The organism is Arthrobacter pascens (assembly GCF_017052465.1).
GTDB classification, from domain to species: Bacteria; Actinomycetota; Actinomycetes; order Actinomycetales; family Micrococcaceae; genus Arthrobacter; species Arthrobacter pascens.
This window is the reverse complement of the sequence record NZ_JAFHKT010000109.1, coordinates 1-13,808: the sequence shown is the minus strand read 5'-3', so window position 1 is coordinate 13,808 and position 13,808 is coordinate 1. Positions and strand designations below refer to the sequence as shown.

The following is a 13,808-nucleotide window of genomic DNA, read 5'->3' as shown; positions in this document are numbered from 1 at the left end:
CGCAGGGCAGCAACGGACAAGCGGAGTTATTAGATGAGCCTTAAAGACCAAGTCGTTCTGGTAACCGGATCAAGCGGCGGAATCGGCGATGCAGTCGTCGACGCACTCACAGCCGAAGGGGCCCTCGTCATAGGTGCCGACCGCGCCCCGAAGGAGGGCCAGGGTCTGGCCGGCTTCTTCCCGCTCGACATCACCTCCGAAGAACAATGCGCCGCAGTCGTCCGTGACATCACAACCAGGTACGGGCGCATCGACGCTCTCGTCCACGCAGCTGGAGTCCTGGGCACCACGCCGGACATCATGAAAACAACGACCGAAGAATTCGATTTCATCATGCGGATCAACGGCTCCGGCACGTTCTCCATGGTCCGGGAAACCGCACAATCAATGATTGGGACCGGAACTCCAGGTGCCATCGTGATCCTCTCCTCCGTTGCAGCCAAAGAAGCCCGCCTCAACTACTTGCCCTACAACGCAAGCAAACTCGCAGTACTTCACATCATGTGGTCCTTCGCCGAGCTGCTCGGCCCCAACGGCATATCGGTCAACGCCATCGCGCCAGGCCCAGTAAACACTCCCATGTGGGCACAGTTCGCAAAAGACTCAGGACCGGACGCAACCGCCAACCGGGCCAAGCGCGCCGCGCAACTTCCCATGCGCCGGTTCGCCGAACCGGACGAAGTCGCCCGCGCGATCCTTTTCCTTGCCGACCCAAAGAACCGCTACATCACGGGCGTGTCCCTCGATGTGGCAGGAGGAGCACACCTGGGAATGGGAACCTGATCCAGGAAACCAGGTGAGGCCGCGATTTAACCGCCAACCGAAGTTTACGGTCACAACAGATCTGCGCCGGCCCGGAACTTTCGGTCCATCTGCCCGTTTCAAAGGCGGCCGGTTTCAGGAAGCAGGAGCTTCACCGCACTTCTGTGCTCTGTGGTGTGGCGAGTCTCGCTGACTTTGGGGCGATGGCTGTTAGGACGGAGCGAGCGGCAATGACCAACGTGAAGGCCGTTGCGAGGCCGAGAATCGTAAATGCGTAAATTTCCCGGCCGGGGAGGTCGGTTGTCGCAAGCCAGCGGATGGAATAGTTCGCGGTGGCACCAACGGGAAAGGTGAACACCCAAAACATCTGCGTGAAGGGAAGCTTGCGGTACTCGGGGAGGAGCATGACCTGCGTCAGTGCCATGATCACCAGCACGCCTGTTAGACCAAGCTGGACGGCCCCCACAGGTCCTGGATGTGACAGCATCCAGGCAATGTTGGCCGTTGCAGGCGCAGCCAGGTACGCGGACAATCCCGTCTTGGCGGCTGCTGTCAGCTCGCCGCCGGTCATCACCCGGACGGTGACGACGGTTCCCACGACCAGCCAGAAGAATGCGCCAATGCCAAACGCGGCCATGGCTGCATCACGGGCGTGGATGCTTGAGAATCCGATGCTGGCAACGAAGAATCCGGGCACGACGGGCAGCAGGTAGCCGGGATGGATGGATTGCATGGACACCCCGCCGGTGACCCAGTGGGCGAGGAGCTGGGCGGCGACGCTGGCAAGGGCGGCAATGAAACCCATGCACAGCCAGGCGCCCCATGGCGGCAGATACTGGCTGTAGTGGGACGAAAGCAGGATCCCCACTAGCGGGATGAAGGACGCGAAAGGCCCCGCCACTTCGTGTCGCAGGTCGGCCCGGAATGCTCCTTTCCGGCGAAGGCCCCGAAACACGTAGACGGCGGTCAGGATCAGCCACAGCGAGCTGGCTGCCCCGTAGAGGATTTCCTCCGGCCACACCGGGGACCCGAGAGAGCTCCTCGCGGCGGACCAGCCGCCGCCAAGGCCGGCAAGCCCCAAGGGAATGCCGAAGCGGCTCAACGCGGCCATTCCCGAAAGGGGGGCCTGGGGCAAGGCGCGGTCCTGGGCGGCAGGCGTCAGGGCAACGGCGGTGCCGGTATCAGTCATGTTGTCAGAGCGCCCGGTTGGTGGGCGAAGATGAGCAGCGTGCTCGTGGCGGTGGCGAGGAGTTCTCCGTCGGCGGTGCTGAGACGGCCTTCGGTGAAGATCACCCGCGGGCCGGTTTTTACGACTGACCCCTCTGCGCGCAGAGCACCTTTCTGAAGCGTGATGGGTCGCAGGTACTTGACCGCCAGGTCGATAGAGGTGTAGCCGATCCCTGCTTCCAAGGTACTGTGTGCTGCGCAGCCGAGCACCGTGTCGAGGAGCGTGCAGGCCAGGCCGCCGTGCACCATTCCGAGGGGGTTGTAGTGCGCTTCTCCCGGCCAGCACTGGAACTCGACGTGTCCGTACCTCGCATCGACGAGATCGAAATTCATGAGGGAAGCGATCGGCGGCGGCGCAATGCTGCCGTCGCGGAGGCCGGAAAAGTAGTCCAGACCCGACAGCCGTGGCAGCTGTTCGAGGGCGATTGCCGGATCAATCCAAGTGAAGGTTGCCGAGCGTTGCGCCGAGCTGTTGGTTGACACCGGGGTTTCCTCCTTAGAGCTCTGCAGGTCTTCAGGGTTTGTCGCGGTCATACCGGGGTGTTGGCTGCCAGTACTGGGTACAGATCCGAGATCGAGCCAGACAGGCCGCGCTTCACTCCGGCGCTGATTTCGTCCACGATGACCTCGTAATCACCCTGTTCGAGCCCATCGAACGACTTCCGCGCGACTTCCTCGGGGGAGGTCTTCGGGGCATTCACGCCCTTGGCCATGGCTGTGTCCATGTAGCCGACGTGAACACCCGTGACCTGCGTGCCTTGGGGGGCCAGTTCCACGCGGAAGGAGTTGGTCGCCGACCACAGCCCGGCCTTTGATGCACTGTAGGCACCGGTGAGTGCGATCCAGCTGAGCACCGAGTGGATGTTGAGGACCGCTGATGTGCCGCTGGCGGCGAGCACCGGTGCGAATGCCCTGGTCAAGGCGACCGGTCCGAAGAAGTTGGTCTCCATGACCTCACGGATCTTCTCGTCGGGGAGTGCCAAGAACGTGTCCGATTCGACGCTCATGCCGGCGTTGTTAATCAGAACAGTGACGTCCTGGGCCTGGGTAACGGCGGCCCGGATCGAGTCAACGTTGGTGACATCGAGGGCGAGGGAGACGACCCGGGAGTCGTTCCACTCTTGCGGGCGGCGGGCCGTCGCGTACACCTTCGCAGCACCCCGGGCGAGGGCCTGTTCCACGAGCTCGCGGCCCAGGCCTCCATTTGCACCGGTAACGAGGACGACGGCGCCAGATAGCAGTGGCATGGATTCTCCTGATCTCAGATAGGCGGCGACGGGGTAGTCGCGACCTCAGAGCATCAGAGTAGCCGAGTGAGTTTGATTTTCCAACTGACTTGTATACTTGAAGAAAGTACCGAAAGCAGGTGAACGATGAATCGGCCGACCGACAAGGCAGTAGATGCGCCCAGGGCGTGTTTCATCGCGGCGGGGCTCGACGTGCTCGGGGAGCGGTGGGCGCTGCTGGCGCTTCGCGAGATGTCCTTGGGCGTTCACCGGTTCGATCAGATCGCGCGTAATACCGGCGCGTCCCGCGACATCCTGGTGGGCCGACTGCGCACACTCGAAAACCAAGGCGTGATCGAGCGCGTCCAGTACTCCGAGCGCCCCCCGCGCTACGAGTACCACCTCACAACTTCCGGGGCCGAAGTCGCGCCCATCCTCATTTCACTCGCAGCGTGGAGCAGTACATGGATGCGCGACGAGACACCCCGTGCCTCCTACCGGCACAGTTGCGGGGCCGACCTGAAACCGGTGGTGTCGTGTGCGGAATGCGGTGAGGAGTTCACCCCAGGAAGTCTGATGCTGGGACCGCTTGTGTCAGCGGCCGGTACGGACCCGCCGTCCGACCAGTAGGAACAAGAACCGGACAGAGGACGACGGCGGTACAGGACAGAGTGCAGGTGGTGTGGGATCCGGACTTTCTTCCGGGCTGTCCTGGTTTGGTTGATCCGTGATATGTGTCCAAACTCGGCCGCGCGGCCCATGTACATGCGTCTCTGAGTCTGCTCTTCAACGACCCATGAGCAGGCTCTGACGAGTGCTGGGGATGTTGACTATTCAGCACGATCAGGCGTTAGGGTTCAGTGACTCGCGCAGTTGTTGCAGGGCGACACGAACGTCGGTCTCAGATCGATGGATCTCCCTTACATTCATCCCGGTAAACTCTTTCACCGCACGGCGCATGCTTTGAATGTTGGTGAATCCGCACGATGCCGCAATTTCTGAGTAGGTTATCTTTTGACCGTCGGCCTGAAGGAGGAGCTCCAGCGCTCTGCGCGTTCTTAAGGCGCGTATGCGCTCACCCAGGTGGAGCTCTTCATTCTCGAAAAAGTAGAACAGAGTGCGACGGGAGAGATTGAACCGTTCGGCGACCGTTGCCACGTCCAGATCGGCGTTGTCATAGTTGGCATCAAGGTATTTCTTCACCGCCCGACTTAGGGCCGGTTTCTGCGCCTCATCGCCGACCGGCGTTTCAAGCAGGGAACCCACTAGGGTCGCCATCACGGATCGGAGAATGTCTCCGGTTCCCGATGCCTCCCGGTCGATGCCCGACCGTTTCCAACTCAACATCGCAGGGATCACGAAAGTGCCCACAATCGGATGCTTTGCGAGGTCAGGCAGGCGAAGCAGGGAGCGCAGTTGGGCCTCGCTCACATTCAGGCTGCTGCGGTCGATGTTGAGCTGCAAGGCGTGAAAGCCCTCGGGCGCATCGAAACTGCCGCCCAGCGAGGTATCGATGAACCTGACGGCGCCCGGTGATACTGGCTCAGGCACGCCGTTGAGAGCGAGAATTAGGGCGGGCGCTTTCCTGAAGTAGGCCAGTCGCAGATCCCTGGTGTCAGGATTCGGCGCCCACGAGCCCAAAGCCGGAGCGTTGACCATTTCTATGAGGCTGAAACCTGGCCCGGCAAGACTAATGGCCGAAGGGGTGAAAGGCACGGGAGCAGCATGTGCCAACTTTTCCAACCGCATCGGAGTCTCGACAGCACTGCCGTACCACGTTCGCCAATGTTCGAACCTTTGTTCGGGACTAAGCCCCTCCGGCACCGCATATCGTCGCAGATGACCGCTGTTCTCGGAAGCAGATTGAGGCATGCCATCCTCCTTTACACAGCTGAACCTTTCTGGCGGTCCTGGGGTGGCCACGACGTCTGAGGAAGCGGTTACGGTGGCTCATAGGACTGACCAGAAGGACCTCAGCTGTTAGGTGTATTTTACCTGCGTACGTTTTGTTTGGTGCGTCTATGGCTTTAGTGCCGGCGCCCGACACGACCGGTATGGGCCACCGCTTTGGCTTGGATGACATGCCGTTGGATAGGGCACGGGCGCGGAGAAACGACGCTATCGCGCACTCCACACCTTGGCGTGCCCTTCTTCGACATCTCCGTTTGGAGACGTGGTCGAGGAAATGCGGGGTGCAATTGTTTGGCCACGGCGTCACGGAGCGGTCGGGGAACTTTGGGCGATGAGTTCCACGTTCTGCAGATCACCGGTATTTTGGTGTCCGCCGGGGTGCAGCCTGGTCGCGAAATCATTGACTCGTTGAGGGGCGAGGGCATATTCGACGGCCAAGATGCTGGCCCCGACGACTCCAGCTTCCGGGCCGGTTGCGGATTGAGTGATATTCAGGTGCTGGGTCGCCAACGGCGTTGAGCGCGCATAGACCGTTTCTCGGATCCCGGCGATCAGATGTTCTCCGGATTGTGCAAGCGATCCGCCCACGACAATCAGTGAGGGGTTGATGAAGCTCACGCACATGTTGAGCATTTCCCCGATGTCGCGACCAGCCTGCCGAACGGCCTGAATGGCAGCCAAATCGCCCGAACGGACGAGCGAGACGACGTCGTTTCCTGTGGTGGCTTCGAGTCCATTTTCGCGGAGCTGCGCGGCGACGGCCGGAGCGCCTGCAATGGCCTCCAAGCAGGCGGTCTTTCCACAGCGGCATTGAATTCCTGCCGCCCTGGAAACAGCAATATGGCCAACGTCTCCAGCTACTCCTGCCGCGCCTCGCTGCAATATTCCTCCACTAACAACCCCGGAGCCGATGCCGGTGGCGACTTTGAGGAAGATCATGTTGTCCTCATTGGGCCAGCGGGTCGCCCGCTCACCGAGGGCCATGAGATTGACATCGTTATCGACGAGTACGGGAACGTCAAAGGTCTGCTGAACATAAGCGGGAACATCGAATCCGTCCCACCCCGGCATGATCGGAGGGCTCGTCGGCTTTCCCGTGGAGTGTTCTACCGGACCGGGCAGCCCGATCCCGACAGCGATGATGTCCGTTGCCGGACGCTTCTTCGTTTCCAAATGACCCTGCAGAGTCATCGCCAGCCAGTCCAGAACAGCTTCCGGACCGCACGAAATCTCAAGTCGTTCAGTGGTTTCCCGGACAATCCTTCCCGACAGGTCCGTGAGAGCCACGGTCGCGTGTGTGGCGCCGACGTCAGCGGCAGCGACCAGCCTTGCACCGGGATTGAAGGCTAGTCGCGCCGACGGGCGGCCTCCGGTGGAAGCCGCATCTGACACGGGTACAACTAGCCCCAGTTTTAGGAGCGGCTCAAGGCGAGAACTGATGGCAGCTCGACCCAAGCCCGTTATTCCGGCAAGGTCTGCCCTGGTTCGCGGGCGTCCGTCCCGCAGGATGCGCAAAAGTTCGCCGGGACCGCCGTTGTCCATGTCTCTCCATTTCGGGGCTCGAAAGAGGTGAATAGTGAGACTGAGGACTTGAACGCCTCAGGCTCACAGGACCCCGAGGGGGCCTCGTCTCCACTCAGTGTCAAGGTGCCCACTCACTCCCGTCCACTCGCCGAGGCCCACAGCATCACAAAGTGCAGCTTCGGTAGGCAAACCGTCCTCAAGAGCGTCAAAAGGTGCAGACTTTTGCTGATTGACTGACGAAAGCCACGTGCTGCATGTCACTGTTTCGGCATGGAAAACAACAGAACCACGACAGCCCCTACCCGGTTACGGGCCGGGTTCGTCGGTGCCGGGTTCATGGCCGAGGTGCATAGCCGAGCCGCCCGTGCTGCCGGGGCGCAAATCGCCGGCATCGCATCCTCGAGCCCTGCCAGTGCCGCCCGCGCCAAAGACCGCTTGGGCGTCGAGCAGGCTTACGCCTCCGCCCAGGACCTCGTCGAGGACGACATGATCGACGTCATCCACGTGTGCACCCCGAACGCCACGCACGCCGCACTGGCCGAGGCGGCGCTGAAGGCAGGCAAACACGTTGTCTGCGAGAAGCCTCTGGCTACCAACGCGCGGGATGCCGCCCATCTGGTGGAGCTGGCGGCTACAGCCGGGACGGTCGCGACCGTTCCCTTCATCTACCGGTTCCACCCGATGGTCCGGGAAGCCCGGGAACGCATTGCATCCGGCCAAACGGGACGGATCTCCACCATCCAAGGGTCCTATCTTCAGGACTGGCTGCTGTCCCGGGACGACGACAACTGGCGGGTGGATGCCGGTCTCGGAGGACCGTCACGCGCGTTCGCCGACATCGGCTCCCACCTGTGCGACCTCCTCGAGTTCGTGAGCGGGGAACGGATAACACAGGTCGGGGCCCTGAGCCGCACTCTCTTTTCCGCCCGGGCAAACCACACCGACGTCCAGACCGAGGACCTCGCTGCGGCCGTATTCGCGACTGAGAACGGCACCGTGGGAAACCTCCTGGTCAGCCAGGTTGCGCCCGGGCGGAAGAACCGCCTGATGTTCGAGATTTCTGGTTCTGAGAGCACCCTCCAGTTCGACCAGGAAGCGCCAGAGACGTTGTGGCTTGGCAAACGGGCCGGTTCCCAGTTGCTTGTCCGCGACTCGGACGCGCTTAGCCCCGAAGCGGCACGGCTCAGTGTTCTACCGGCAGGGCATCCGCAGGGTTATCAGGATGCCTTCAACGCATTTGTCGCCGATACCTACGCCGCAATCGACGGAGACCTCCGTGATGGCTTGCCCACCTTTCGGGACGGCCTCAGGTCCGCTGTCCTCACCGAAAGCATCATCGAATCCAGCAGGGGCGGCGAGTGGGTCGACGTCCCAGACGTAAAAGAACTAGAAGGAGTGCAGTAATGAAAACTATCCAAGTCTGCCTCGGCGCATGGGGCGCCCAAGGCATAAGGAAGGCAGTAGGATGATCCGATCTCTCGATCGCGTCAAGCGGTCACGCATCGTAGCGGGCTTGGGAGCCGCGCTCACCGTAACCCTGTTGGCAACCGCATGCACGGGCGGGTCATCAGTACCCAGTACCGCGGCGGCCAAACCGGCAGAGCTGCGGATGCTCTACACCACCGATGAAGCCAACAGCGCCGCCGTCGCGTCGCTTGTGCCGGAGTTCAAGGAAAAGTTCGGCATCGACTTGAAGATCGACAACCAGCCGTACGACGCGTTGCAGCAGAAGGTCTTCTCCGAGTTCGCTTCCAGCAGCAGCTACTACGACATCGTCGTCGTCGACACTCCGTGGGCGCCGGCCCTGGTGCAGAACCTCGAGCCCCTGAGCCAGTACCTCGAGAACGGGGCCCTGAACCCTGACGGCCCGCAGTCCAACGTGGGTGACTTCATCCCCAAGGTGTTCTATGACACGACCGTCTACAACGCTGATTCTCCGATCAAGCGCTACCCGGATCCCACGGCCAAGCCCGACGTATCCGCGATCAAGAACGCGGGATTCGACGTGTACGGGATGCCGATCCAGTCGAATGTGGCTGTCATGGCGTACCGCAGCGACCTGTTCAACGACCCGGCCCAGAAGGCGAATTTCAAGGCCAAGTACGGTAAGGACCTCACGGTCCCGAAGACCTGGGACGACTATGCCCAAGTGGCGGAGTTCTTTACCCAGCCGGACAAGAAGCTCTACGGCACCACGGTCATGGCGGGTGTCGGCGACTGGGCCACCGATGACTTCAAGACCCTGCTCGCCTCCCAGGGCGGGGACGGGACCTTGGCGGACGAGAACGGCAAGCCCACGTTCGACACGCCCGAAGGAGTCCAAGCGCTGGATTACTACGCCAAGCTGGCGCAAAGCGGACATGTCCCCCCGGGCAGCGCGTCAGCGGATTGGGGTACAACCGCCGAATCGTTCGGCAGCGGACTGACCGCGATGACGATCAACTACCACGACCTCAAGCTCGGTGACAACGTCAAGGGAGGCACCATCGGCTATGCCCCGGTGCCCAGCGCGAAAGCCGCCGGACCCCACTTCGGGACCTGGATGCTGAGCGTCAACAAGAATTCCAAGAACAAGGAATGGGCCTACCAAGGGATCAGCTGGCTGACCGCCGCAGAGCAGCAAACGACGATGACCGCCAAGTCCCTTCACCCCAGCCGGACCTCCGTCTTTGCCGAAATCAAGAACGATAACCCCCTCGCACCCTTCTACGACACCCTCGGAAAATCCCTCGCAGTAGGCGTTGGCCGTGCCCGGTTGACCAACTACACCGAAGTCAGCCACGAGGTGGCCGTCGCAGTGAACAACGCCGCAACCGGTGCTTCCTCGCCATCGGATGCACTCAAGTCCGCGTCGGAGAAGGTCTCGGCCCTCCTTAAATCGGCCGGCTACTAACCCATCGGACCGTTCAAGGTCGCCCAAGGAGTATCGACTATGAAAGCAACCGCCGCACCATTGGATGCGACTTTGACGGTTGACGCTTCCCACCGCGCGGCCAGCCGTTCCACGGCCGGCCCGCAGCGCAGGAAGCCGCTGACCTGGAAAAAACGTTCAACCCCGTGGGCCTACATGGCCCCGGCCATGTTTGTCCTGCTGCTGATGACGGTGGCCCCGGCCATATTTATTTTCTACTCGGCCTTCCGCAACGACAAAATCCTCGGGGGCGTGGGCAAATTCGTCGGACTGGACAACTTCATCACGGTGGTCACCAACGCCTCGGTCCAGCACGCATTCCTGATCACTTTCGGCTTCGTCGCGGTCGCGGTGATCCTGGAGATGATCCTGGGCTTCGCCCTGGCACTCCCGCTCGCGGCCCAGACCCGCGCCAACAAAGTCGGGGCCGCGCTCATGCTGCTGCCGTTCGCCGTCACCCCTGCGGTTGCGGCCATGGTGTTCAAGCAACTGCTGAACCCTAACTACGGATGGGTAGGCTACTACCTCGGCGTCTTCGGATTTCCCAAAGGCATCGACCTGCTCGGTGATCCGACATCCGCGTGGATCGTCCTGGTCATTCTCGACATGTGGCAGTGGACCCCGTTCGTCGCCCTGATCCTGATGGCCGGGCTTCAGTCCCTGCCGGGGGAACCCCGGGAAGCAGCGATGGTCGACGGAGCCACCCCATGGCAGATGTTCCGGCACATCACCTTCCCGGCAATGGTGCCGTTCATTGCCATCGCGGCCGTGCTGCGGACCATCCAGGCCTTCAAAACCTTCGATTCCTTCAAGATCCTCACCGGCGGCGGCCCCGGTGAATCCACCGAAATAATCAACCTGGGCATATTCCGTGTCGGCCTTCAAAGCTTCAACGTCGGTCTCGCCTGTGCCCTGGGCGTGGTCTTCCTGATCATCCTCTCGCTCCTTATCCCCTTCATGCTGCGCATCATCGGCCGCCGAGCAGACCCCGAGGAAATGTAATGACAACGACATCATCAATCAGCCGCGGCCGCGCCGTGGCACGCGTCATCATCGGACGCACCTTTCTGTGGGCATGGCTCCTTGTCGGCCTCGTGCCGCTGCTGTTCATGTTCATCACGTCCATCAAGCCAGCCGGGATCGCCAACCAGATCCCCCCGGCCTGGTTCTTCCAGCCGACCCTGGATAATTACGCCTCCGTGCTCTCAGCCGGCGGCGGCAAATCCGAAAGCTTCGGTCAGCTGCTCACCAACAGTGCAGTGGTCAGCCTCGGTGCCACCGCACTGGCCATCATCGTGGGGGTGCCGGCCGCCTACGCCCTGACCATGAGGGATTTCCGGGCCCGCAAGGGACTCTCATCCTGGATCCTGTCGACCTACATGTTTCCACCCATCGTCGCCGTCATCCCGGTCTTCGTCTTCGCCGGCAAGCTCGGGCTCATGGACAGCTACCCGGCCCTGATCATCCCGTACGCTGCCTTCAACCTGCCCATCGTTGTCTGGATCCTGCGCAGCTCAATCCTGCAGCTGCCCTATGAGATCCAGGAAGCAGCGATGGTCGACGGCGCCTCAACATGGGAGGTCCTCCGCCGGATCATCTGGCCCCTCCTCGTGCCGTCCGTCGCCACGGCCGCCGTACTGACCATCGTCCTGTCTTGGAACGAATTCCTGTTCGCCCTGTCCCTGACCCGCAGCGGAGCCAAGACCGCTCCGGTGGGCCTGCAGCAGTTCACCGGTATGTACGGCACGGACTGGGGCAACATCACCGCCGCCGCGACCCTGATCGTTGCGCCGATCCTGGTCCTCATGGTCGTGCTGCGCCGCCAGATGGTCGCTGGCCTCACCTTCGGTGCAGTCAAGTAAATGAGTATTGGAGAAGAAACGATGAAAGCAGTAATCCTCCCCGGCGACAAAAGAGTCACCGTCGCGGAACGCGACGTCCCGGAGCCGGGACCGCATGAGGTGTTAGTGCGGACCCGTGCCTCCGCGATCTGCCGCAGCGACATGAGCATCTACTACGGCAACCCGATCGTCGGCGGCGAAGGTGCCGGCCACGGTTCGGTCATACCCGGGCACGAGGCAGCCGGCGAAGTCGTCAAGGTCGGAAACGCCGTGACCCACGTCAAGGAAGGCGACCGTGTCGCCGGCTACCTCGCCCTGGGCTGCGGCTTCTGCGAGTACTGCCTCAGCGGCTACATGATGCTGTGCAACCAGTGGAAATGCTTCGGTTTCGACGTCCACGGCGGTGACGCCGACTACTTCGTGCTGCCCGAGCGCAACTGTCTTCAGCTCCCTGACGAACTCAGCTTCCGCGCCGGGGCGGTGATGACCGACATGGTCGGCAGCCAGTACCACGTGCAGAAGCAGCTCGGAGTGGCCGGCGGAAAAACCGTCGCCGTCTTCGGCATGGGACCAATGGGATCGGCCGCGGTACTCATCGGCAAAGCCTTCGGCGCCCGCGTCATCGCCGTCGACGTCATCGACCACCGGCTCGAACAGGCGAGCTCGCTCGGCGCCGACGCCGTCATCAACAGCACAACAGCCGACGCCGTTCAGCAGATCCGGAACCTCACCCAAGGCCGAGGAGCGGACGTCTGCATTGATTGTTCCGGCAATCCCGCCGGGCAGAACTCGGCCCTGGACGCCGCCGCCAAGCTAGGCGCCGTCGCGTTCGTCGGTGAGTCGCGGGCAACGCAGATCAATCCAAGCGACCAGATGCTCAGAAAACTACTCACCGTCGTCGGCGGCTGGTACTTCCCCATCAGCGACTGGGAAGAAATCGTGCGCCTCGTCATCGACCAGAAAATTCCGGTCGAAAAGCTCATTAGCCACGACTTTTCCATCAATCAGGCCGAGGAAGCCTTCCGCGCCTTCGACCAGCGCGAAACCGAAAAAGCCGTCTTCGTCTGGTAAACCCGTCAGACCCTCCGAAGGAGAGAACCCATGTTCAGATACGCCGCCGAGCTCGTCCCCTACCATGATCACGGCTTTGAAGACTCGATCCGCGACCTTGCCGACATCGGCTTCAAAGAAGTCAACCTCTGGTCCTCCGCCGCACCGCTGGCCCACCACGTCAACCCGGGAGATGACCCCGGCAAGATCCTCGGAGTGCTGGAAAAATACGGCATCAAACCCTGCGGCCTCACCGTCTACGGAAAGACCCAGGACGAAATCCTGGAACGTGTCGATTTCGCCGCAGACCTCGGAATCGACACCCTCATCTTCGACTGCGAAGCCAACTACCCCGACTTCGTCTCCACCTTCCTGCCACCCATCGTCGAAGCAGGAGCACGTCGCGGAGTCCGGATCGCGGTCGAAAACCATCTCACCGTCCCGTTCGCCGCCGATTTCGAATCCGGGGCCAACGAAGACCAGCGATGGGACGAAGGCGTTGACACCCTCGCCCAGATGAAACGGCTCATCCGCGACATCGACGACCCCTACCTCGGCGTCTGCATCGCCCCCCCGCACCTGTGGGTGATGCAGGACACCATCAGCGAAGCGATCACGTTCCTCGCCGAACGCAAACGGCTCTTCTACTACTACATCTGGGACATCGACCGCGCCTACCGCCACGGCACAGACGGGCTGAACTTCGGTCCCGCCGACCAGCAACTTCCCCGCCCCGACGGAACACTTGACCACTCCGTAATGCTGGGAACGCTGCACAGGGTTGGGTATGAAGGCGTCACCAGCCTCAAATGCCACGGAACGCAGGGATGGAGCTTCGGAAAAATCGGTGAACACCTTCGCGCGTCCGACGCCTATGTCAGGGACTGCATGAAGAAAGCCCAAGCCATCTGAGAATCCCGGACTCACCACATGGTCCGGGGCCTGCAGCGGCAATCGCCGGTATTATCCCGGCCGTACCCGACCTGCAGTCCTCGGGCCTCAAGAACGGAAATCCGAAAAGGCAGCATGCTTTGCAATAGCCGGACCGACACCTTTGATCCAGACACGTCCACCCGCAGCTCACCGTCCCGGTGAGCGATTCCCCCGCCGAAGGAGCCTGACATGCCCCGCCCGTACACCCTGTTCACCGGCCAGTGGGCCGACCTGCCGTTCGAGGAAGTCGCGCGCCTGGCCTCCGGCTGGGGCTACGACGGCCTCGAAATCGCCGTGTCCGGGGACCACCTGGACGCCTGGCGCTGGGACGAACCCGGCTACGCCGAATCCAAACTCGCCGTGCTGGAGAAGTACAACCTCAAAGTCTGGGCCATCTCCAACCACCTCAAGGGCCAGGCCGTC

The 13,808-nt window shown here is 62.0% G+C and carries 12 protein-coding genes and 2 pseudogenes; 9 read left to right on the top strand and 5 right to left on the bottom strand.

What is annotated here, in order from left to right; translation table 11 throughout:
* The first annotated feature begins 33 nt into the window (after positions 1–33).
* Complete coding sequence (locus JYA52_RS03340; protein ID WP_205651729.1) at positions 34–783, top strand: SDR family NAD(P)-dependent oxidoreductase; 750 nt, start codon at positions 34–36, stop codon at positions 781–783.
* Positions 784–913: 130 nt separating this feature from the next.
* Here JYA52_RS03340 and JYA52_RS03335 read toward each other — a convergent pair whose 3' ends face one another.
* The 3 genes from JYA52_RS03335 to JYA52_RS03325 are packed head-to-tail and all read right to left on the bottom strand — an operon-like array spanning position 914 to position 3,236.
* A complete protein-coding gene (locus JYA52_RS03335; RefSeq protein ID WP_240459915.1) occupies positions 914–1,951 on the bottom strand; it encodes an SLAC1 family transporter in 1,038 nt (345 codons plus the stop codon).
* Positions 1,948–2,472 carry a PaaI family thioesterase gene (locus JYA52_RS03330; RefSeq protein ID WP_205651728.1) on the bottom strand — a complete coding sequence of 175 codons (525 nt, stop codon included), beginning with the start codon at positions 2,470–2,472 and terminating at the stop codon, positions 1,948–1,950. Before JYA52_RS03330 ends, JYA52_RS03335 begins: the two co-directional genes overlap by 4 nt.
* A 47-nt stretch (positions 2,473–2,519) precedes the next feature.
* Positions 2,520–3,236, bottom strand: a complete 717-nt coding sequence (locus JYA52_RS03325) for an SDR family oxidoreductase (protein ID WP_205651727.1) — start codon at positions 3,234–3,236, stop codon at positions 2,520–2,522.
* Between the two features lie 126 nt (positions 3,237–3,362).
* Between JYA52_RS03325 and JYA52_RS03320 the strand changes: the two genes are divergently transcribed.
* On the top strand, positions 3,363–3,845 hold the full coding sequence (locus JYA52_RS03320; protein ID WP_205651726.1) for a winged helix-turn-helix transcriptional regulator: 483 nt from the start codon (positions 3,363–3,365) through the stop codon (positions 3,843–3,845).
* Between the two features lie 213 nt (positions 3,846–4,058).
* Here the strand turns inward: JYA52_RS03320 and JYA52_RS03315 are convergent, their stop codons facing one another.
* Both JYA52_RS03315 and JYA52_RS03310 read right to left on the bottom strand, forming a co-directional pair.
* The gene (locus tag JYA52_RS03315) at positions 4,059–5,087 is read right to left on the bottom strand and encodes a helix-turn-helix domain-containing protein (RefSeq protein WP_205651725.1); all 1,029 of its coding nucleotides are present in this window, start codon (positions 5,085–5,087) and stop codon (positions 4,059–4,061) included.
* A 314-nt stretch (positions 5,088–5,401) separates the two neighbouring features.
* Positions 5,402–6,668, bottom strand: a pseudogene (locus JYA52_RS03310) (ROK family transcriptional regulator); the annotation flags it as partial.
* Positions 6,669–6,920: 252 nt separating this feature from the next.
* Between JYA52_RS03310 and JYA52_RS03305 the strand changes: the two are divergent.
* From JYA52_RS03305 to JYA52_RS03275, 7 genes and pseudogenes are all read left to right on the top strand, one after another.
* The gene (locus JYA52_RS03305; protein WP_205651724.1) at positions 6,921–8,054 is read left to right on the top strand and encodes a Gfo/Idh/MocA family protein; all 1,134 of its coding nucleotides are present in this window, start codon (positions 6,921–6,923) and stop codon (positions 8,052–8,054) included.
* Between the two features lie 61 nt (positions 8,055–8,115).
* Entirely contained in the window at positions 8,116–9,543 is a 1,428-nt protein-coding gene (locus JYA52_RS03300; RefSeq protein ID WP_205651723.1) for an ABC transporter substrate-binding protein, read from the top strand.
* Between the two features lie 39 nt (positions 9,544–9,582).
* Positions 9,583–10,563: a carbohydrate ABC transporter permease gene (locus JYA52_RS03295; protein WP_205651722.1), complete on the top strand. Its 981-nt coding sequence runs from the start codon at positions 9,583–9,585 to the stop codon at positions 10,561–10,563.
* The gene (locus JYA52_RS03290; RefSeq protein WP_205651721.1) at positions 10,563–11,423 is read left to right on the top strand and encodes a carbohydrate ABC transporter permease; all 861 of its coding nucleotides are present in this window, start codon (positions 10,563–10,565) and stop codon (positions 11,421–11,423) included. The genes JYA52_RS03295 and JYA52_RS03290 overlap by 1 nt, the downstream gene beginning before the upstream one ends.
* Positions 11,424–11,444: 21 nt before the next feature.
* A complete protein-coding gene (locus tag JYA52_RS03285) occupies positions 11,445–12,473 on the top strand; it encodes a zinc-binding dehydrogenase (protein ID WP_205651720.1) in 1,029 nt (342 codons plus the stop codon).
* Positions 12,474–12,503: 30 nt separating this feature from the next.
* Entirely contained in the window at positions 12,504–13,364 is an 861-nt protein-coding gene (locus tag JYA52_RS03280) for a sugar phosphate isomerase/epimerase family protein (protein ID WP_205651719.1), read from the top strand.
* A gap of 210 nt (positions 13,365–13,574) precedes the next feature.
* A pseudogene (locus tag JYA52_RS03275) lies at positions 13,575–13,808 on the top strand (sugar phosphate isomerase/epimerase); the annotation flags it as partial.

What these genes read in the sequence shown, in the direction of transcription:
- JYA52_RS03340 (WP_205651729.1), top strand. Translation starts at nt 34, where the DNA reads ATGAGCCTTAAAGACCAAGTCGTTCTGGTAACCGGATCAAGCGGCGGA.
- JYA52_RS03335 (WP_240459915.1), bottom strand. Translation starts at nt 1,951, where the DNA reads ATGACTGATACCGGCACCGCCGTTGCCCTGACGCCTGCCGCCCAGGAC.
- JYA52_RS03325 (WP_205651727.1), bottom strand. Translation starts at nt 3,236, where the DNA reads ATGCCACTGCTATCTGGCGCCGTCGTCCTCGTTACCGGTGCAAATGGA.
- JYA52_RS03320 (WP_205651726.1), top strand. Translation starts at nt 3,363, where the DNA reads ATGAATCGGCCGACCGACAAGGCAGTAGATGCGCCCAGGGCGTGTTTC.
- JYA52_RS03315 (WP_205651725.1), bottom strand. Translation starts at nt 5,087, where the DNA reads ATGCCTCAATCTGCTTCCGAGAACAGCGGTCATCTGCGACGATATGCG.
- JYA52_RS03305 (WP_205651724.1), top strand. Translation starts at nt 6,921, where the DNA reads ATGGAAAACAACAGAACCACGACAGCCCCTACCCGGTTACGGGCCGGG.
- JYA52_RS03300 (WP_205651723.1), top strand. Translation starts at nt 8,116, where the DNA reads ATGATCCGATCTCTCGATCGCGTCAAGCGGTCACGCATCGTAGCGGGC.
- JYA52_RS03295 (WP_205651722.1), top strand. Translation starts at nt 9,583, where the DNA reads ATGAAAGCAACCGCCGCACCATTGGATGCGACTTTGACGGTTGACGCT.
- JYA52_RS03290 (WP_205651721.1), top strand. Translation starts at nt 10,563, where the DNA reads ATGACAACGACATCATCAATCAGCCGCGGCCGCGCCGTGGCACGCGTC.
- JYA52_RS03285 (WP_205651720.1), top strand. Translation starts at nt 11,445, where the DNA reads ATGAAAGCAGTAATCCTCCCCGGCGACAAAAGAGTCACCGTCGCGGAA.
- JYA52_RS03280 (WP_205651719.1), top strand. Translation starts at nt 12,504, where the DNA reads ATGTTCAGATACGCCGCCGAGCTCGTCCCCTACCATGATCACGGCTTT.